This window comes from Pseudomonas sp. HMSC065H01, assembly GCF_001815235.1.
GTDB classification, from domain to species: domain Bacteria; phylum Pseudomonadota; class Gammaproteobacteria; order Pseudomonadales; family Pseudomonadaceae; genus Pseudomonas; species Pseudomonas aeruginosa.
This window is the reverse complement of the sequence record NZ_KV819932.1, coordinates 13,756-31,544: the sequence shown is the minus strand read 5'-3', so window position 1 is coordinate 31,544 and position 17,789 is coordinate 13,756. Positions and strand designations below refer to the sequence as shown.

Annotated in this window: 17 protein-coding genes; 12 read left to right on the top strand and 5 right to left on the bottom strand. The window is 67.6% G+C overall.

Annotated elements, in window-relative coordinates:
* Nucleotides 1-162 precede the first annotated feature (162 nt).
* Nucleotides 163-879 (top strand): tRNA-uridine aminocarboxypropyltransferase, encoded by a 717-nt coding sequence (locus HMPREF3014_RS27565; RefSeq protein ID WP_003098478.1) that lies wholly within the window; start codon nt 163-165, stop codon nt 877-879.
* Nucleotides 880-882: 3 nt separating this feature from the next.
* Here the strand turns inward: HMPREF3014_RS27565 and HMPREF3014_RS27560 are convergent, their stop codons facing one another.
* Entirely contained in the window at nt 883-1,809 is a 927-nt protein-coding gene (locus HMPREF3014_RS27560) for a DMT family transporter (RefSeq protein ID WP_003119360.1), read from the bottom strand.
* A 132-nt stretch (nt 1,810-1,941) separates the two neighbouring features.
* Here HMPREF3014_RS27560 and erdR point away from each other — a divergent pair, with 132 nt between their 5' ends.
* A complete protein-coding gene (erdR, locus tag HMPREF3014_RS27555) occupies nt 1,942-2,595 on the top strand; it encodes a response regulator transcription factor ErdR (protein ID WP_003092229.1) in 654 nt (217 codons plus the stop codon).
* A 71-nt stretch (nt 2,596-2,666) separates the two neighbouring features.
* Nucleotides 2,667-3,038, top strand: coding sequence for a diacylglycerol kinase (locus HMPREF3014_RS27550; protein ID WP_003092226.1), 372 nt, complete (start codon nt 2,667-2,669; stop codon nt 3,036-3,038).
* Nucleotides 3,039-3,107: 69 nt separating this feature from the next.
* Here the strand turns inward: HMPREF3014_RS27550 and HMPREF3014_RS27545 are convergent, their stop codons facing one another.
* Nucleotides 3,108-4,718, bottom strand: a complete 1,611-nt coding sequence (locus tag HMPREF3014_RS27545) for an FMN-binding glutamate synthase family protein (protein WP_003092223.1) — start codon at nt 4,716-4,718, stop codon at nt 3,108-3,110.
* A 243-nt stretch (nt 4,719-4,961) separates the two neighbouring features.
* On the opposite strand from HMPREF3014_RS27545, the gene HMPREF3014_RS27540 reads away from it, so the two are divergent.
* Both HMPREF3014_RS27540 and ykgO read left to right on the top strand, forming a co-directional pair.
* Nucleotides 4,962-5,225 carry a type B 50S ribosomal protein L31 gene (locus tag HMPREF3014_RS27540; RefSeq protein ID WP_003092213.1) on the top strand — a complete coding sequence of 88 codons (264 nt, stop codon included), beginning with the start codon at nt 4,962-4,964 and terminating at the stop codon, nt 5,223-5,225.
* A complete protein-coding gene (gene ykgO, locus HMPREF3014_RS27535) occupies nt 5,225-5,377 on the top strand; it encodes a type B 50S ribosomal protein L36 (RefSeq protein ID WP_003092209.1) in 153 nt (50 codons plus the stop codon). Before HMPREF3014_RS27540 ends, ykgO begins: the two co-directional genes overlap by 1 nt.
* A gap of 27 nt (nt 5,378-5,404) precedes the next feature.
* Here ykgO and HMPREF3014_RS27530 read toward each other — a convergent pair whose 3' ends face one another.
* A complete protein-coding gene (locus HMPREF3014_RS27530) occupies nt 5,405-6,190 on the bottom strand; it encodes a helix-turn-helix transcriptional regulator (RefSeq protein WP_003092207.1) in 786 nt (261 codons plus the stop codon).
* Between the two features lie 127 nt (nt 6,191-6,317).
* On the opposite strand from HMPREF3014_RS27530, the gene HMPREF3014_RS27525 reads away from it, so the two are divergent.
* The 3 genes from HMPREF3014_RS27525 to HMPREF3014_RS27515 all read left to right on the top strand — a co-directional run bounded on the left by HMPREF3014_RS27525 (nt 6,318) and on the right by HMPREF3014_RS27515 (nt 9,817).
* Nucleotides 6,318-7,133, top strand: a complete 816-nt coding sequence (locus tag HMPREF3014_RS27525; RefSeq protein ID WP_009313553.1) for a carbon-nitrogen hydrolase family protein — start codon at nt 6,318-6,320, stop codon at nt 7,131-7,133.
* Between the two features lie 199 nt (nt 7,134-7,332).
* Nucleotides 7,333-8,655, top strand: coding sequence for an APC family permease (locus HMPREF3014_RS27520; protein WP_003109706.1), 1,323 nt, complete (start codon nt 7,333-7,335; stop codon nt 8,653-8,655).
* Between the two features lie 88 nt (nt 8,656-8,743).
* Complete coding sequence (locus HMPREF3014_RS27515; RefSeq protein ID WP_004351355.1) at nt 8,744-9,817, top strand: bifunctional transcriptional activator/DNA repair enzyme AdaA; 1,074 nt, start codon at nt 8,744-8,746, stop codon at nt 9,815-9,817.
* On the opposite strand, the gene HMPREF3014_RS27510 is transcribed toward HMPREF3014_RS27515, so the two are convergent.
* Together HMPREF3014_RS27510 and HMPREF3014_RS27505 are read right to left on the bottom strand one after the other, a co-directional pair.
* The gene (locus tag HMPREF3014_RS27510; protein ID WP_003098472.1) at nt 9,814-11,223 is read right to left on the bottom strand and encodes an MFS transporter; all 1,410 of its coding nucleotides are present in this window, start codon (nt 11,221-11,223) and stop codon (nt 9,814-9,816) included. The two genes, HMPREF3014_RS27515 and HMPREF3014_RS27510, sit on opposite strands and share 4 nt — an antisense overlap.
* 218 nt (nt 11,224-11,441) lie before the next feature.
* A complete protein-coding gene (locus HMPREF3014_RS27505) occupies nt 11,442-12,329 on the bottom strand; it encodes a LysR family transcriptional regulator (RefSeq protein WP_003092195.1) in 888 nt (295 codons plus the stop codon).
* Between the two features lie 113 nt (nt 12,330-12,442).
* On the opposite strand from HMPREF3014_RS27505, the gene HMPREF3014_RS27500 reads away from it, so the two are divergent.
* From HMPREF3014_RS27500 to HMPREF3014_RS27485, 4 genes are read left to right on the top strand one after another with little or no spacing between them, the layout of a single operon-like run.
* Complete coding sequence (locus HMPREF3014_RS27500) at nt 12,443-14,170, top strand: acyl-CoA dehydrogenase family protein (protein WP_004351351.1); 1,728 nt, start codon at nt 12,443-12,445, stop codon at nt 14,168-14,170.
* A 38-nt stretch (nt 14,171-14,208) separates the two neighbouring features.
* Entirely contained in the window at nt 14,209-15,396 is a 1,188-nt protein-coding gene (locus HMPREF3014_RS27495; protein WP_012613737.1) for a CaiB/BaiF CoA transferase family protein, read from the top strand.
* A 59-nt stretch (nt 15,397-15,455) separates the two neighbouring features.
* The gene (locus HMPREF3014_RS27490) at nt 15,456-16,253 is read left to right on the top strand and encodes an enoyl-CoA hydratase (protein ID WP_023087104.1); all 798 of its coding nucleotides are present in this window, start codon (nt 15,456-15,458) and stop codon (nt 16,251-16,253) included.
* On the top strand, nt 16,250-17,782 hold the full coding sequence (locus HMPREF3014_RS27485; protein WP_023087105.1) for a 3-hydroxyacyl-CoA dehydrogenase: 1,533 nt from the start codon (nt 16,250-16,252) through the stop codon (nt 17,780-17,782). Before HMPREF3014_RS27490 ends, HMPREF3014_RS27485 begins: the two co-directional genes overlap by 4 nt.
* Nucleotides 17,783-17,789 lie beyond the last annotated feature (7 nt).

Genomic DNA, 17,789 nt, shown 5'->3' with positions numbered 1-17,789 from the left:
GTCTGAGGCCCCTGTGAAGAATTTTTTTTCGCGGCCTCGGAAGTTGTCCGACAAAGCAGGAGCCACGCGGGCTCTGATAGAATTTCGCGGTCGCTTTCCAGCCCGTTTCCTCGAGTCTTCGATGTTCCTTCGCCCGTCCTTTCCGTATCGGGAGCCTGCCCGATGAGCCATGCCGTTTCCCGCTTGCGCCAGGAGCGCCTGGCGCGCAGCCTGAAACCCTTCGTCGCGCGCGGTTCGCGCATGCCGCGCTGCGAAGGCTGTCGGCTGCTGCCGAGCTATTGCATGTGCGCCTGGCGGCCGCGGGTCGAGGCGCGCGCCGGCATGTGCCTGGTCATGCACGACATCGAGGCGCTGAAACCGACCAACACCGGCTGGCTGATCGCCGATACCGTGGCCGACACCTTCGCCTTCGGCTGGTCGCGCACCGAGGTCGACCCGCGCCTGCTGGAGTTGCTGGCCGACCCGCAGTGGCAGCCATACCTGGTGTTCCCCGGCGAATACGTGGCGGCGGAGCGGGTGGTGAACGAGGTCGCCCCGCTGGTGGAGGGCAAGCGACCGCTGTTCATCCTGCTCGACGCGACCTGGACCGAGGCGCGCAAGATGTTCCGCAAGAGTCCCTACCTGGAGCCGTTCCCGGTGCTCAGCCTGCTGCCCGAGCAGCTCTCGCGCTATCGCCTGCGTCGCTCGACCCGTGGCGAGCACCTGTGCACCGCCGAAGTGGCGGCGCTGTGCCTGGAGCTGGCTGGCGACGAGGCCGCGGGCGAGGCGCTCGGCGCCTACCTGGAGGTGTTCAGCGAGCGCTACCTGGGCGCCAAGCGGCACATTCCGCTGGACGAGGCCAGCCCGGCGCACCGTGCCCTGGCGCCGTTCCGTGGCTGAGTGTCAGGCCGGGCGCGCTTCGGCGGCGAGCTTGCGCGGCCACAACTGCGCCACCAGCATGCCCGCCAGCATCAGCGCGCAACCGAAATAGCCGCGCAGGTGCAGGGTCTCGGCGAGGAACAGGGCGCCGGCGATGGCGGCGAACACCGCTTCCAGGGACAGGATGATCGCCGCATGGGAAGCGATGGCGTGCTTCTGCGCCACCACCTGCAGGGTGAAGCCGGTGCCGACGCCGAGCAGGCCGCCGTATAGCAGGGCGGGACCGGCCTGGACGATGGCGTCCCAGTGGATTTCCTCGAAGACCAGTGCCAGCAGCAGGCTGACCGCCGCGCAGGTGGCGAACTGCAGGAAGGCCAGGCGGATCGGGTCGTAGCGGCTGGCGAACAGGCCTACCAGCAGGACGTGCGCGCCCCAGACCACCGCGCCGGCCAGTTGCAGCCAGTCGCCGGAGGCGACCTGGAAGCCCGGGCCGATGCTCAGCAGGGCCATGCCGAGCACCGCCAGCGACGCCCCCAGCCAGGTGCCCGCGCCGGTGCGCTGGCCGAACAGCAGGCCGAGCAACGGCACGACGATCACGTAGAGCCCGGTGATGAAGCCGGAGTTGGTCACGCTGGTGAACAGCAGGCCGACCTGCTGCAGGTTGATCCCGGTGGTCAGGGCGACGCCGAGGATCACACCGGCGAGCAACTGTCCGCGATTGAAGGGTTGCGCGCCGTCGCGTCGCGAGCGCAGCATCAGCAGTGGCACCAGCACCAGGGCACCGAGGACGAAGCGCAGGCCGGTATAGAGGAACGGCCCGATGGCGTCCATCCCCAGGCGCTGGGCGACGAACGACACCCCCCAGATCATGGCGGTGATCAGCATCAGGACATCGGCACGCAGGGCTTGGCTTCGCATGGCTCGCTCGACGGGGCGGGGAGGGTCCGCCACTCTGCCAGCAAGCCGGGGTGTTTGAAAAGACGAACGCGGTGTACGAGGTATCCCTCATTCGGCTTGACCGGTCCGCCCTCGGTCGGCATCCTGAGCGCCGCCTCGGCTGGGCCGAACAAACTAGGACATGTCATGGCTTCTTACGAGATCCTGATCGCCGACGATCACCCCCTGTTTCGCAGCGCTTTGCACCAGGCCCTCACCCTCGGGCTGGGCCCCGACGTGCGCCTGGTGGAAGCCGCCAGCATCGCCGAACTGGAAGCGCGGCTGAACGAGAAGGCCGATTGGGATCTGGTCCTGCTGGACCTCAACATGCCGGGGGCCTATGGCTTCTCCGGCCTGGTGCTGTTGCGCGGGCAATACCCGCAGGTGCCGGTGGTGATGATCTCGGCACAGGAGGAGGCCGCGGTGGTGCAGCGCTCCCGCGAGTTCGGCGCCAGCGGCTTCATTCCCAAGTCCAGTCCGCTGGAAACCCTGCAGCAGGCGGTGCGCGCGGTGCTCGACGGGGACACCTGGTGGCCGCCGCAGGATGCCGCCGCCGAAGCCCTCAGCGAGGAGGCCAAGGCCGCCAGCGCCGGGCTCGCCAGCCTCACCCCGCAACAATTCAGGGTACTCACCATGGTCTGCGAAGGGTTGCTGAACAAGCAGATCGCCTACGACCTGAACGTTTCCGAGGCGACGGTGAAGGCCCACGTCACGGCGATCTTCCGCAAGCTCAACGTGCGCACCCGGACCCAGGCCGCGCTGCTGCTGCAACAAATGGAGACGGTTCCCGCTTCTCATTGAGAGACGGCTTAACGCTTTTTTGACCAGCCGGCGGCTAGACTGCCGGCCTTCCGAATCGATGAGAACCCGACGTGTCGCCTTCCCCCTTCAAAGGCCAGACCGGCCTCAAGCGTATCCTCAACGCCACCGGCTATTCCCTCGCAGGTTTCCTCGCCGCCTTCCGCGGTGAAGCCGCCTTCCGCCAACTGGTGCTGCTCAACGTGGTGCTGATCCCGGTGGCCTTCCTCCTCGACGTCAGTCGCGGCGAACGCGCGCTGATGATCGCGGTGTGCCTGCTGGCGCTGATCGTCGAGCTGCTCAACTCGGCGATCGAGGCCACCGTCGACCGCGTCTCGCTGGAACGCCACCCTCTGTCGAAGAATGCCAAGGACATGGGCAGCGCCGCGCAGTTCGTGGCCCTCACCGTGATCACCGTGACCTGGGCGACCATCCTGCTGGGCTGATCTACGCGGACATGAAAAAGCCGGAGGCAGCGATGCCTCCGGCTTTTTCTTGCGTGCGAGGGCGGCGGCTCAGGCCGCCGCGTCGAAGCTGTCGGCCCGCGCCATGTTCCACATGCGCTCGTAGAACTCGCCCTCGATCTTGCCGGAAAGCAGTTCGCCCGGCTTGAGGAAGTAGTGCAGCTGCGAGAACAGGCGGATCTCGGTGTCGGTGATGCGTCGCACCAGGTGCTTGGCTTCGAGCTGCGAGGGATGTTCCAGGCCCGCCGCGGCGAGCATCTCGGCCAGGCCCTTGAGGGTGTTGCGATGGAAGTTGCGCACCCGCTCGGCCTTGTCCGGCACCACCAGCGCGCGCTGGCGCAGCGGGTCCTGGGTGGCGACGCCGGTCGGGCACTTGTTGGTATGGCAGCTCTGCGACTGGATGCAGCCGATGGCGAACATGAAGCCGCGCGCCGAGTTGGCCCAATCCGCGCCGGTGGCCAGGACGCTGGCGATATCGAAGGCGCTGACGATCTTGCCGCTGGCGCCGACCTTGATCTTGTCGCGCAGGTTGAGGCCGACCAGGGTGTTGTGGACGAACAGCAGGCCTTCGCGCAGCGGCACGCCGATATGGTCGGTGAACTCCAGCGGCGCCGCGCCGGTGCCGCCTTCCTTGCCGTCGACGACGATGAAGTCGGGGAGGATGCCGGTCTCCAGCATGGCCTTGGCGATGCCCATGAACTCCCATGGATGGCCCAGGCAGAACTTGAAGCCGACCGGCTTGCCGCCGGACAGTTCGCGCAGCTGGGCGATGAACTGCATCAGCTCGATCGGCGTGGAGAAGGCGCTGTGGCGCGACGGCGAAACGCAATCCTCACCCATCGGCACGCCACGGGTGGCGGCGATCTCGGGGGTGACCTTGTGCTTGGGCAGGATACCGCCGTGTCCCGGCTTGGCGCCCTGGCTGAGCTTGATCTCGATCATCTTCACCTGCGGGTCGAGGGCCTGGGCGGCGAAGCGCTCAGGGTCGAACTTGCCATCGCGGGTGCGGCACCCGAAGTAGCCGCTGCCCAGTTCCCAGACCAGGTCGCCGCCGTTCTCGCGGTGATAGGGGCTGATGCTGCCCTCGCCGGTGTCGTGGTAGAAGTTGCCCATCTGCGCGCCACGGTTCAGCGAGCGAATGGCGTTGGCGCTGAGGGCGCCGAAACTCATCGCCGAGACGTTGAACAGCGAAGCGGAGTACGGCTTGCTGCATTGCGGCCCGCCGATGTCGACGCGGAACTCGCAGGGATCGCTGAGCGGCGCCGGACGCATCGAGTGGCTGATGAATTCGTAGCCTGCGGTGTACACGTCGATCAGGGTGCCGAAGGGCTTCTCCGAGCTTTCGTTCTTCGCCCGCGAGTAGACCAGCGAGCGCTGGGCGCGGGAGAAGGGCAGGGCGTCGCCGTCGGCTTCCAGCAGGTACTGGCGGATCTCCGGGCGGATGCCTTCCACCAGATAGCGGATGTTGCCCAGGATCGGATAGTTGCGGCGCACCGCGTGGGGCGTCTGGATCAGGTCGAACAGGCCGAGCAGGCTCAGGGCCACGCCCAGGAGGGTGAACGGCCAAAGCCATTCGGTGCTGCCGAGGAACGGCAGGCTGAGCAAGGTGAACAGGGCGATACAGGCGAAAAACGCATAGCGACTGAGTAGCGACAGATTCATCATGTCTCCAATCTTCAGGCTTCGGTTCAAAATGGTAGTCACCTTCTTCGAGGCGTCTACGACGGGTTCCCCCCGCGCTAACCAAGCGCTGATTATGGGAAACAAACGGGGATAGAAAGCAAGCTAATAATTGTGTCTGGATGGTCGAGCAGCCGAATGGTCGCCGGGAACTCTTTCCGGAGTTGCGAATTATTCTTATCGGAGTAATATGTAACTATATAACATTATGTAGGAGGCATCCCCATGAAACCCGGCATCCATCCCGAATACCGTCCCGTCCTGTTCCATGACACCTCGGCCGACGTGTACTTCCTGATCGGCTCCACCGCGGAGACCGACAAGACCCATACCCATACCGACGGCAAGACCTATCCCTACGTGACGCTGGACGTTTCCAGCGCCTCGCACCCGGTCTACACCGGCGAACAGCGCAAGACCAAGAGCGAAGGCCGCGTGGCCGGGTTCAACAAGCGTTTCGCCGGCTTCGTCGGCGGCAAGGGGGCCTGATGAAAGTCCTCGCCTCGCTGAAACAGGCCAAGCTGCGCCATCGCGATTGCCAGGTGGTGAAGCGCCGTGGCCGGCTCTACGTGATCTGCAAGTCGAATCCGCGCTTCAAGTGCGTGCAGGGCCGGCCGAAGCCGAAGATCAAGCGCCGCTGAGCGGCGACGGGACGGTCGCCCGTCCCGTCAGCCCTGGGCCTGGAGGAACAGGCCGAACAGCTCGGACTGCGACTTGATGCCGAGCTTGCCGTACATGTGCTTGCGGTGGACCTTCACGGTTTCCGCCGAGATCGCCAGCTTGCGGGCGATCTCCTTGCTCGAGCAGCCGCTGAGCATCAGCCTGCCGACCTCCAGTTCGCGCGCCGTCAGCGGCGTGCCCATCTGCTCCGCGACCTTCTCCAGCGAACCCTGCCAGCCCGGCTCCGGCGCCGCGGGGCTGTTCAACACTTCGTCCTCGAAGGCCAGGCGCTGGCGCATCAGCCCGGCCACCCAGGGCCGCACCAGACCGAGCACGGCGAGTTGCTCGGGGGTGAAGCGGCGCCGCGAGCCGAGCGACAGGCAGAGGGTGCGTTCGCCGGAGAGCTGGACGTTGATCTGGATTTCATCGGCCACCACGTTGAGGCGGAAGTAACGCTGGTAGTAATCGGTCTGCTCGAAGCATTCCGGTGCCACGTCGGCCAGACGGAACAGGCCGCTGCACGGGTTCTCGCGGCTGGCGATGTAGAACGGGTCGAGCAGGTAGAGGCCTCGCAGGTAGTCCTGGAACAGCGGATCCGGCCCGCCGTCGGCGCCCGGGCATTCGGCGAACACCTGTGGCCGGCCCTGGCTGAACAGCAGGGCCACCCAGCTGTCGAACGGAACGTACTGTTCGAGCAGGCGTACCAGGCGAATCCAGAAGTCCGGCGCATCCAGCGCCTCGACCAGTTGCCCGACGGAGCGGTGCCAGGCGATGTCCTGCAAGGTGAAACTCATCTTCTACCCCTGTTGGGTTAACCCTCGGACGTAATTATCGGCGCGGGGAACGCCAAGCATACTGTGCCGACCCCTGCATACGAACAGCGCGCGTGCCGAACAGCGCCGAGAACAACAAGGAATTCCGATGAAAGTCGAACTCGTCCAGATCGCCGGTCGCGATGGCGACACCGTGCACAACCTGGAACGCGCCCTGGCGGCCATCGCCGACTGTGCGGCGGACACCGAACTGGTGGTGTTCCCGGAAACCCACCTGACCGGCTTCCCCAGCGAAGACAACATCGCCGCCCTCGCCGAGCCGCTCGACGGCCCGACGGTCAGCGCGGTGCAGCGCGTCGCCCGTGAACGTAACGTTTCGGTGGCGATCGGCATCGCCGAGGCGGACGCCGGCCGCTATTACAACACCACCCTGCTGATCGCTCCCGACGGCATCGCCCTGAAATACCGCAAGACCCACCTGTGGGCCTCCGACCGCGGCATCTTCACGCCTGGCGACCGCTACGCCACCGCCCTGTGGAACGGCATCCGGGTCGGCCTGCTGGTGTGCTTCGACATCGAGTTCCCGGAAAGCGCGCGGGCCCTCGGCCAACTGGGTGCGGAACTGATCATCGTGACCAATGGCAACATGGACCCCTATGGCCCGACCCATCGCACTGCGATCATGGCCCGCGCCATGGAAAACCAGGCCTACGCGGTGATGGTCAACCGCGTCGGGCATGGCGACGGCGGGCTGGTCTTCGCCGGCGGCAGCGCGGTGGTCGATCCCTATGGCCAGTTGCTCTGCGAGGCCGGGCGCGAAGAATGCCGGCAGATCGTCGAACTGGACCTCGGCCGGTTGCAGGATGCGCGTCGGGATTACCGTTACCTCGAAGAGCGTCGCCTGGTCCTGCCCGGCGAGCGCCGCGAGCACCCGGACGGCCTGCGCGAACTGCTGATTCCCTGATTCACCGCGGCGCGACAGGAGCGTCGCGTCGTCCTCCGCCCGCCAGCGAGCGGGCGAGGATCGGCCCGGAAAGCCGTAGCACAACGATGGGCGCCCGAGCGTCCGCCGGTCTCCCAGGTGAGGGGAGGCCCCTGCGCCCCGCGGCCCGGCCGGCTGCGGGCCACTGCCATAACAAACGATAATTCCGGAGTAAGCAGTAATGGCCAGACTCAAGCGCACCCTGTCGCTGGGTTCCGTGGTGCTGTTCGGCATCGCCTACATGACCCCCATCATCGTCCTCGGGACTTTCGGCATCCTCGCCGAGACCACCCAGGGACACGTCCCCGCCGCCTACATCGCCGCTTCCCTGGCGATGCTCTTCACCGCCCTCAGCTACGGGCGCATGGCCGCGGCCTTCCCGGTGGCCGGCTCGGCCTATACCTACGTGCGCAAGGCCATCGATTCCCGGCTTGGCTTCATCGCCGGCTGGGCGGTGCTGCTCGACTACCTGTTCCTGCCGATGGCGATCTGGCTGATCGGCGCCGCCTACCTGCACTCGGCCTTTCCCGCGGTACCCAACGCGGTCTGGGTGCTGGCGTTCATCGGCGTGACCACGACGATCAACATCGTCGGCCTGCGCCTGGCGAAGAACGTCAATGGCCTGCTGATGCTGGTGCAGTTCCTGGTCCTCGGCGCCTTCGTCGCGCTCTGCGTGCACTACGTGCTGGGCGACCCGGGCAAGCCGCTATGGTCGCTGCAACCGTTGCTCGGTGGCGACCTGCAGGTACCGCTGGTGATGAGCGGTGCGGCGATCGCCTGCTACTCGTTCCTCGGTTTCGACGCGGTCAGCACCCTGACCGAGGAAACCCGCGACCCGCGGCGCAACATCCCGCGGGCGATCCTGCTGATCACCCTGCTGGGCGGGCTGATCTTCATCGTCACCTCGTACTTCGTGCAACTGGCGCACCCGTCGTTCGCCTTCGATAGCGCGGACTCGGCGGCCTACGAGATCGCCCGCAACATCGGTGGCGACCTGTTCGTGACCTTCTTCCTGGTCGGCCTGATCGTCGGCCAGTTCACCTCCGGCCTCTCGGCCCAGGCCAGCGCCTCGCGCCTGCTCTTCGCCATGGGCCGCGACGGCGTCCTTCCGCGGCCGTTCTTCGGTCGTCTCGGCAAGCGCTTCGAGACGCCGGTGAACAGCATCGTCCTGTGCGGTGTGGTGGCCTTGCTGGCGCTACAGATGGACGTGACCACCTCCACCTCGTTCATTAACTTCGGCGCCTTCCTCGCCTTCAGCCTGGTCAACCTGTCGGTGGTCTTCCACTACTACCTTGGCGCCGAGCGCCGCGGTCCACGGGAAACCCTGTTGTTCCTGGTATTCCCTGGCATCGGCCTGGTCGCCGACCTGTGGTTGATGGCCAGCCTCGACCATCTGGCGATCATCCTCGGCCTCTGCTGGCTGGCGCTGGGCGCGGTGTACCTGGCGGCGATCACCCACGGTTTCCGCGAGCCGCCGCCGGAGATGCGTTTCGAGGAGGGCTGAGAAGAATCGACGCCCGTTTCGCGGCGGCAAGGCGCAGGCTCCTGGCCTAGAGTGGCTATCCATCGCCTCCCTGGTTCCGGAGCCGGCCATGTCCGATGCAGCGTTGTTCCTTCCCCTTCCCGATGACGACACCCTGTATGCCGCGCTGTTGGCGCGCGACCCCGCCTACGATGGCTTCGCCTTCGTCGGGGTGAAGAGCACCGGGGTGTTCTGCCGCCTGACCTGCCCGGCGCGCAAGCCGAAGCGCGAGAACACCCTGTTCTTCGATTCGATCAAGGGCTGCGTCGAGGCCGGCTTCCGGCCCTGCCTGCGTTGCCGGCCGCTGGAGCGGCTCGGCACGCAGGGGCCGCTGGTCAGCGACCTGCTCCAGCGCCTCGGTCGGCAACCGCAGCGGCGCTGGTTCGAAGACGACCTGGCGGCGCTGGGCTATGACCCGTCCACTGTGCGCCGTGCCTTCAAGCGCGAGTTCGGCGTGACCTTTCTGGAAATGGCTCGCTTGCGCCGTCTTGGCCAGGTCGCCGAGCGGCTGTCCTCGGGCGCGCGGGTGATCGACGCGCAACTGGATGCCAGCTTCGACTCCGACAGCGGCTTCCGTAGCGCCTTCGCGCGCCTGCTGGGCGAGCCGCCGTCGCAGTTGCGCGGGCGCGAGCTGCTCAAGGCGGACTGGCTGCAGACCCCGCTCGGCGCCATGCTCGCGGTGGCCGATGCGCAGGCCCTGCACCTGCTGGAATTCTTCGACCGCCCGGCGTTGAGCGGGGAGCTGAAACGCCTGCAGAAGAGCAGCGGATCGAGCATCGGTTTCGGCCGTTTCGCCTCCATCGACAGGATCGAGGCGGAACTCGCCGACTACTTCGGCGGTACTCCAGTGCGCTTCCAGACCCCCTTGGCGCTGAACGCCTCGGCCTTCACCCGCACGGTCTGGCAGGCGCTGCGCGAGGTACTGTGCGGCAGCACGCAGAGCTACGCCGGGCTGGCCAGGTCCATCGGCTCGCCGTCGTCGGTGCGCGCTGTGGCCCGCGCCAACGGAGCCAACCAGATCGCCATTGTGATTCCCTGCCACCGCGTCATCGGTTCGGACGGTTCCCTGACCGGCTATGGCGGTGGCCTGTGGCGCAAGCGCTGGTTGCTGGAGCACGAGCGGCGCATGGGCGCTGCCGGCTAGCCGGGATCGCCGCCCAGAAGCCGGGCGGGGGCGCGCAACACCGGTTCCCGCTCGACCGCTGCGGGCCGCTGCAAGTCCTCGGCGTCGGCGCGCTCGGCGGTCGACAGGTCGCTGGCGTGGAATCCGGTGATCCGCAACAGGGCCAGGGTACAGGCCAGCGAGACCAGCGCGTAGCAGGCCGAGGCCAGGGCCACGCCGACGATGCTGCCGGTACTGTTGAGAATCCACTGGGCCAGTACCGGTGTACCGCCGCCGACCAGCAGCGAGCAGAGCTGGTAGGCCAGCGACAGGCCGGTGTAGCGCACCCGCGCCGGGAAGGCTCGGGCGAGGATACCGCCCACCGCGCCGTAGAACATCGCGTGCGGCACCGTGGCCAGGCACATGCCGACCGCGGCGATCCAGTAGACCTTGGTTTCCACGGCGAAGAACATCGCCGGCATCAGGATAAACTCCGGCAGCACCATCAGGCATGCCGCCTTGCGCATGTCGATGCGCGAAGTGAGCAGCGCCCCCAGTGGCTGGCTGAGGAACTGCACCACCAGCGCGACCACGATGATGCTGAGGAAGGTGCCCTGGCTGTAGCCGAGGGTCTTGGTCGCCCAGGAGAGGGCGAAGGTGCTCTTGAAGTAGGTGACGTGGATGATCGGCAGCACGCCGGCGCCGAGCAGGACGATCTTCCAGTGCTTGCCCAGCACCTCGGCGAGCGGCAGCTTCACCGTGCGCTTCTGCGCCAGCACGCGCTTCATGTCTTCCGACTCCTCCAGCTTCAGGCGGATCACCATGCCGACGATGACCAGCACTGCGGAGAGCAGGAACGGCGCGCGCCAGCCCCAGAGAATGAAGTCCGAGGCGGGCAGGGCGCTGAGGGCGAAGAACGCCAGGGTCGCCAGCAGGTTGCCGGTGGGCGAGCCCTGCTGGGCGAAGGCGGCGTACAGGATGCCTTTGCCCTTGGGCGCGCTTTCGCTGGCGATCAGGATCGCGCCGCCCCACTCGCCGCCGACCGCGATGCCCTGGACGATACGCAGCGCCACCAGGGAGATCGGCGCCCAGATGCCGATCTGCGTATAGACCGGCAACAGGCCGATGCAGGTCGTGGCGATGCCCATCATGATCAGGGTGATCACCAGGGTGGTCTTGCGGCCGATGCGGTCGCCGAGATGGCCGAAGATGATCCCGCCCAGCGGGCGAGCGATGAAGCCCGACCAGAGGGTGACGAAGGACAGCAGGGTGGCCAGGCCCGGATCCATGTCGGCGGGGAAGAATACCTTGCCGAACACCAGGGCGGCGGCCAGGCCGTAGATGTAGAAGTCGTACCACTCGATGGTGGTGCCGATGAAGGAGGCGATACCGGCCCTGCGGGCCTTCTTGTGCAGGTCGGCGTCTTCGGGAGAGGGCGTGCGCGGCATGGGTCGAGTCCTGTTTATTGTTGTTCTCGCCGACACGCCGCGCCCTACCGCCCTTCGCTGAAAGGCGGGGCGGAAACGCTGGTTTCCGTGGAGGGAAAGCGTGCGTCGGTGTTGACCCGGGTGCCTCGGAGTCTAGGTGGCACCCCCGCAAATCAATAGTCTTTTAATCTTATGGCTCGATAAGGGATTCCATATCGACGTTTTCCGTCAGCCCTCGCTCAGGCGTCGTCCAGGCCGCTCTTCAGCGTCGCCAGGAACGCCTGCGCCGCCCGGGAAGGTTCGCTGGCCGGAAGGATCGCGTGGATCTCCGAACGCGCGCCGGCCGGCTCGATTTCCAGGTAGCGCACCTCGTTCCGCCAGGCCAGGCAGAGGGTCTCCGGGATCAGCGCGACGCCCATGCCGAGACCGACCATGGCGGCGACGGTCTGCCACAGGCGCGCCTCGTGGCGGATGCGCGGGCTGAAGCCGGCGTCCACGCAGCGGGCGATGATCAGGTCGTGGTAGTGCGGGGAGACATGGCGCGGGAAGAGGATGAAGTCTTCGTCGCGCAGTTCGGCGAGGTCCAGACGCGCCTGGCCAGCCAGGCGGTGCCCGGCGGGCAGGCAGCAGAGGAACGGGTCGCTGATCAAGGGTTCGGAGACGATTTCCGCCGGCAGCCTGCCCCAGTGCACGAAGCCCAGGTCGATCTGCCCGCGCTGCAACGCCTGGGCCTGCTCCGCGCTGTTCATTTCGCCGAGCACCACCTCCATGTTCGGGTGCTCCCGTTCGAAGCGGGACATGGCCCTGGGCAGGCCGCGGTAGAGCATGGAGTTGACGAAGCCGACGCGCAGTTGGCCGACGTCGCCCTCGGCGGATAGCTGGGTCAGGCGTTTCACCTTCTCTGCCTGCAGCAGCAGGTTGCGCGCTTCCACCAGCAGGACCTGGCCGGCGCCGGTGAGCTTTACCGACTTGTTGTTGCGCAGCAGCAATTGGGTTCCGAGCTGTTCCTCCAGCTTCTTGATGTCGAAGCTCAGCGCCGGCTGGGAGATGAACAGGCGAGCCGCGGCGCGACCGAAATGCAGTTCCTCGGCGACCGCGATGAAGTAGCGAAGCTGTCTGAGATCCATGGCAGGCACCTGGTTCTACGATCTGTTTTTCTTATCGTCGATGATTTTTTTTGTATTGGATGCTTATCGAAGCACTCGCCTAGTCTCGGCGCAAGACAAGCAGGAGCCGCGCCATGACCGCCATGCCCGAAGTACTTCGCGAAGATACGCTGAACATCCCCGACAGCCGTGGGCTGAATCTCTACACCTGCGATCCGGCCCTGGAGCGGCTGCTGGAGGTATACCTGCCGCCGGCGTTGCTCGCCGAATGGCGGCCGCTCCTCGAACGGCTCGGCGCCCGTGCCGGCGGCGAGCTGGACGTGCTGGCGCTGGCGGCGGACAAGAACCCGCCGGTGCTGGCGCCGCGCACGCGCCGCGGCGAGGATTTGCAGAGCATTCGCAAGCATCCGGACTACGTCGCCCTCGAACAGGTGGCCTATGCCGAACTTGGCCTGGCTTCCATGAGCCATCGCCCGGACGGCCCGCCGCCGCTGGTGAAGTATGCGCTCACCCACCTGTTCGTACAGGCCGAGTTCGGCCTTTGCTGCCCGGTCAGCATGACCGACTCGCTGACCCGCACCCTGCGCAGGTTCGGCGCGCCAGAACTGGTCGAGCGCTACCTGCCGTCCCTCGCCTCGCGGGATTTCGACGAGCTGTTCCAGGGCGCCATGTTCATGACCGAGCAGGCCGCCGGCTCCGACGTGGCGCGGACCCGTACCGTGGCGCGGGAGGAGGGCGGCGAGTGGAAGCTCTACGGCGACAAGTGGTTCTGCTCCAACCCGGACGCCGACCTGGCGATGGTCCTGGCCCGCCCCGAAGGCGCGCCGGAAGGAATGAAGGGCGTGACCCTGTTCCTGTTGCCGAAGGTCCGCGAGGACGGCACGCGCAACGCCTATCGCATCGTCCGCCTGAAGGACAAGCTGGGCAGCCGCTCCATGGCCAGCGGCGAAGTCCGCCTGGAAGGCGCCAGCGCCTACCTGATCGGCGAGATCGGCCGCGGCTTCCAGCAGATGGCCGACATGGTCAACATGTCGCGCCTGTCCAACGGCGTGCGCGCCGCCGGGCTGATGCGCCGGGCGCTGAGCGAGGCGCTGTTCGTCGCCCGCCATCGGCGCGCCTTCGGCAAGCACCTGATCGACATGCCGCTGATGCAGAAGCAGTTGCTGAAGATGATGCTGCCCACCGAACAGGCGCGCTCGATGTTCATGCAGATCGCCACGCTGCTGCCGCGCGCCGATGGCGGCGAGGTCGAGGCGCAGAAATGCGTGCGGATCCTCACCCCGCTGATCAAGTTCCGCGCCTGCCGCGATGCGCGACGGGTCACCGGCGACGCCATGGAGGTGCGCGGCGGGGTCGGCTACATCGAGGAGTGGAGCGACCCGCGCCTGGTGCGCGACGCCCACCTGGGATCGATCTGGGAGGGCACCAGCAACATCGTGGCGCTGGACGTCGCCCGTGCGGTGAGCCGCGAACAGGCGCTCGAACCCTTGCAGCGCCACCTGCGCCGGCTGCTGGATGACAGCGATCTGCCAGGGGACGCCCGCGACCTCTTCGACGAACTGCTGGTGCGAGTGGTCGCGACCATGGCCGACGTCGCCGAGCGCCGCCAGGACGAGCAGGTGCGCCAGGCCGGCAGCGCCCTCTACCACCTGTGCACGGCGATCTTCATGGCCTGGGAAGCCAGCCGCCAGGCACCCGACCAGCGCCGCCTGGCCCTGGCCTTCCTGGTCGCCCGGCACAAGCTGCTGCCGCGCGACCCGCTGCACCTGGAGGGCTGGACCGACCAGGCCGAACTGCTGGCCAGGGTGGTCGGCGAGGTGCCGCTGAGCCAGGCCGAAGCCATGCAATTGCTGCCGGCCTGACTGCCCGCATTCCCGCTCACAACAACCAGAGAGTCGCCATGACCAATCAGACGGGCGCCCTGCGTGGCCTGAAAATCATCGATCTCAGCCGGGTCCTCGGCGGACCCTACTGCTCCCAGGCGCTGGCCGACCACGGCGCCGAGGTGATCAAGCTGGAACCCCTCGGCGGCGACGAGACCCGTGGCTGGGGGCCGCCCTTCGAGGGCGACACGGCGTCCTACTTCAAGGGCGTGAACCGCAACAAGAAGGGCATCGCCGTCGACCTGGCGACGGCGGAGGGCATCGAGCTGCTGCTGCGCTTGCTGGAGGACGCCGACGTACTGCTGGAGAACTTCAAGCCCGGCACCCTGGCGCGCTGGGGGATCGGCTACGAGGAGGTGCTTCGCCAGCGCTTCCCGCGGCTGGTCCACTGCGCGGTATCGGGCTTCGGCGCCGACGGCCCGCTCGGCGGCCTGCCCGGCTACGACGCGGCGATCCAGGCGATGGCCGGACTGATGAGCGTGAACGGCGAGGCCGGCGGCGAGGCGTTGCGTATCGGCCTGCCGATCGTCGACATGGTCACCGGGCTGAACGCCATGGCCGGCATCCTCCTCGCCCTCCACGAGCGCCAGGTCAGCGGGCGCGGGCAGTCGGTGGACATCGCCCTGTACGACTGCGGTATCTCCCTGCTGCACCCGCACCTGCCGAACTACTTCGCTTCCGGACGTACGCCCCGGCGTAGCGGCAACGCCCACCCGAACATCGCGCCCTACGACAGCTACCGCACCGGTACCGAGCCGATCTTCCTCGCCGTCGGCAACGACCGCCAGTTCGCCCGCCTGTGCGAGTACCTGGGAGCGGATGAACTGCCGGGGGACCCGCGCTTCGCCGACAACGGCAAGCGCTCGGTCAACCGCGAGGCGCTGAAGCGCGCCCTGGAGGACTACCTGGCGGCCCACGACGGCCGCGAGCTGGCCGAGCGGCTGATCCGTCTCGGCGTGCCCTGCGGAGCCATCGCCACGGTGGATCGGGTGGTGGAGCACCCGCACACCCGCCATCGCGGGATGGTCGTCGAACTCGAGGGCTATCGCGGCATCGCCTCGCCGGTGAAGCTTTCGCGCACCCCGGCCAGCTACCGCGCCGCGCCGCCGGTGCTGGGCGGAGACACCCGGGAAGTCCTGGCGGAACTGGGATTGAGCGCCGAGGCGATCGACGCGCTGGTCCGGCGCGGCATCGTCCGCGCCTGAAACCCCTCACGGCACGGCCTGCGCCGTGCAACTCAATCCCCGGGCAATTGGAGATGGCCATGGATTCCTCCCCTGGGGCGGTGCGCCCCGAACTCGTGCTGCTGGAGCGGCCGGAGCAGGGCGTGGCCCTGTTGCGACTGAACCGCCCGGCAGTGCTCAACGCCCTGAACATGCGCCTGCGCGAGGCTCTGGCGGAGCACGTACGGCGCCTCGACGAGTGCGCCGATACCCGGGTCATCGTCCTCACCGGAAATGGCACGGCGTTCGCCGCCGGCGCCGATCTCAACGAACTGGCGGAGGCGTCCGCGCTGGAGATCCAGCAGCGCGGGGTGGAGCGCCACTGGCAGGCCCTCGCCGCCTGCCGCAAACCGCTGATCGCCGCCGTGGAGGGCCATGCCCTGGGTGGAGGCTGCGAGTTGGCGATGCACTGCGACCTGATCGTCGCCGGTGCCTCGGCGCGCTTCGCCCAGCCGGAAGTTCGTGTCGGCGTGATGCCCGGCGCCGGCGGCACCCAGCGCCTGGTGCGAGCGGTGGGCAAGTTCCAGGCGCTGCGCATGCTGTTTACCGGTTGCACGGTACGGGCGCCGGAGGCCCTGGCCATAGGGTTGGTCAGCGAGGTGGCGGCGGATGGCCAGGCATTGGATCGCGCCCTCGAACTGGCTCGCCAGATCGCCGGCCTGCCGCCGCTGGCGCTGGCGCAGATCAAGGAAGTGGTCCTGGCCGGCGCCGACCTGCCGCTGGACCAGGCCCTGGCGCTGGAGCGCAAGGCCTTCCAGTTGCTGTTCGACAGCCACGACCAGAAGGAGGGCATGCGTGCCTTCCTGGAAAAACGCACAGCGGAGTACCTGGGAAAATGAGCGAGCCATCGATCGTTCTCATCGGTATCGTCGGTACCGGTGCCATGGGCCAGGGCATCGCCCAGCTCGCTGCCTGTGCCGGGCTGTCGGTGCTGCTCTACGACAGCCGCCAGGGGGTGGCGCTGCAAGCGCGCGAGCAGATCGCCACGGTCCTTGCCCGGCAGGTGGAGCGGGGCCGGCTGGAGGCGGAGGCTGTCGAGCGCGCGATGGGCAATCTGCGGGTGGTCGAGGACTTGCGGGTCCTAGGCGGCTGCCAGTTGGTGATCGAGGCGATCGTCGAGAACCTGGAGGCCAAGCAGGCGTTGTTCCGCCAATTGGAAGAGGTGGTCGGCGACGAAGCGATCCTCGCCAGCAATACCTCCTCGCTGTCGGTTACCGCGATCGCCTCGGCCTGTCGCGATCCCGGCCGGGTCGCCGGTCTGCACTTCTTCAATCCGGTGCCGCTGATGCGTCTGGTGGAGGTGATCGAGGGTCTCGCCACCCGCACCGGCATCGCCGAGCGACTGTGCGCCCTGGTGGCGACCTTCGGCCACCAGGCGGTGCGTGCCACGGACAGCCCCGGCTTCATCGTCAACCATGCCGGACGGGCCTTCGGCACCGAGGCGCTGCGTATCCTCGGCGAGGGCGTGGCGCCGGTGGCGGCGATCGACGAAGTCCTGCGCGAGGGCGCCGGCTTCCGCATGGGCCCGTTCGAGCTGTTCGACCTGGTCGGGTTGGACGTCAGCCTGCCGGTGATGGAGTCGATCTACCGGCAGTACTACGAGGAGCCGCGTTATCGTCCGCATCCCTTGCTGCGCCAGATGCTCGCCGCCGGCCGCCTGGGGCGCAAGAGCGGCCAGGGCTTCTACCGCTACGACGGCGCTGGGCAGGTGCCCGTCGCCGCCCCGGCGGTTGCGCCAGGCGCGGCGTTGCCGCCGGTGTGGCTGGGCGTCGACGACGAACATGACCGCGCGCCATTGCTGACGTTGCTACAACGTCTGGGCGCCGAGGTGGAGAGCGGCGAGCGTCCTTCCGGGGCGGCGTTGTGCCTGCTTGCGCCACTGGGCGCCGACGTCAGCGCCGCAGCGCGGCGGTTCGCCGTCGATCCGACGCGCAGCCTGGCCATCGACGTGCTGTCGGACCTGGAGCGACACCGCTGCCTGATGGCCTGCCCGGCGACCCGAGCGGAGCTGCAGCAGGCCGCTCGCACCCTGTTCGCACGGGACGGCGTGGGCGTCACGCTGATTCGCGACAGCGCCGGGTTCATCGTCCAGCGCACCCTCGCCTCGATCGTCAATCTCGCCTGCGACATCGCCCAGCAGGGTATCGCTTCGGTGGAGCACATCGACCTGGCGGTGCGCCTCGGTCTCGGCTATCCGCTGGGGCCGCTGGAGTGGGGCGACCGAATGGGTGCCGGGCGCGTGCTGCGCATCCTCGAACGCCTGCATGCGCTCAGCGGCGACCCGCGCTATCGCCCCAGCCCCTGGCTGCGCCGGCGCGCCCAACTGGGCCTTTCCCTGCGCCAGCCGGACAGCCCGTTGGCCTCCTGATCCCTTC

Excerpts from the sequence above, each read along its gene's own strand:
- HMPREF3014_RS27530 (WP_003092207.1), bottom strand. The coding sequence starts at position 6,190 with ATGAGTTTCACCTTGCAGGACATCGCCTGGCACCGCTCCGTCGGGCAA.
- HMPREF3014_RS27485 (WP_023087105.1), top strand. The coding sequence starts at position 16,250 with ATGAGCGAGCCATCGATCGTTCTCATCGGTATCGTCGGTACCGGTGCC.
- HMPREF3014_RS27525 (WP_009313553.1), top strand. The coding sequence starts at position 6,318 with ATGAAAGTCGAACTCGTCCAGATCGCCGGTCGCGATGGCGACACCGTG.
- HMPREF3014_RS27510 (WP_003098472.1), bottom strand. The coding sequence starts at position 11,223 with ATGCCGCGCACGCCCTCTCCCGAAGACGCCGACCTGCACAAGAAGGCC.
- HMPREF3014_RS27500 (WP_004351351.1), top strand. The coding sequence starts at position 12,443 with ATGACCGCCATGCCCGAAGTACTTCGCGAAGATACGCTGAACATCCCC.
- HMPREF3014_RS27495 (WP_012613737.1), top strand. The coding sequence starts at position 14,209 with ATGACCAATCAGACGGGCGCCCTGCGTGGCCTGAAAATCATCGATCTC.
- erdR (WP_003092229.1), top strand. The coding sequence starts at position 1,942 with ATGGCTTCTTACGAGATCCTGATCGCCGACGATCACCCCCTGTTTCGC.
- HMPREF3014_RS27565 (WP_003098478.1), top strand. The coding sequence starts at position 163 with ATGAGCCATGCCGTTTCCCGCTTGCGCCAGGAGCGCCTGGCGCGCAGC.
- HMPREF3014_RS27505 (WP_003092195.1), bottom strand. The coding sequence starts at position 12,329 with ATGGATCTCAGACAGCTTCGCTACTTCATCGCGGTCGCCGAGGAACTG.
- HMPREF3014_RS27545 (WP_003092223.1), bottom strand. The coding sequence starts at position 4,718 with ATGAATCTGTCGCTACTCAGTCGCTATGCGTTTTTCGCCTGTATCGCC.
- HMPREF3014_RS27515 (WP_004351355.1), top strand. The coding sequence starts at position 8,744 with ATGTCCGATGCAGCGTTGTTCCTTCCCCTTCCCGATGACGACACCCTG.
- HMPREF3014_RS27520 (WP_003109706.1), top strand. The coding sequence starts at position 7,333 with ATGGCCAGACTCAAGCGCACCCTGTCGCTGGGTTCCGTGGTGCTGTTC.
- HMPREF3014_RS27490 (WP_023087104.1), top strand. The coding sequence starts at position 15,456 with ATGGATTCCTCCCCTGGGGCGGTGCGCCCCGAACTCGTGCTGCTGGAG.
- ykgO (WP_003092209.1), top strand. The coding sequence starts at position 5,225 with ATGAAAGTCCTCGCCTCGCTGAAACAGGCCAAGCTGCGCCATCGCGAT.
- HMPREF3014_RS27540 (WP_003092213.1), top strand. The coding sequence starts at position 4,962 with ATGAAACCCGGCATCCATCCCGAATACCGTCCCGTCCTGTTCCATGAC.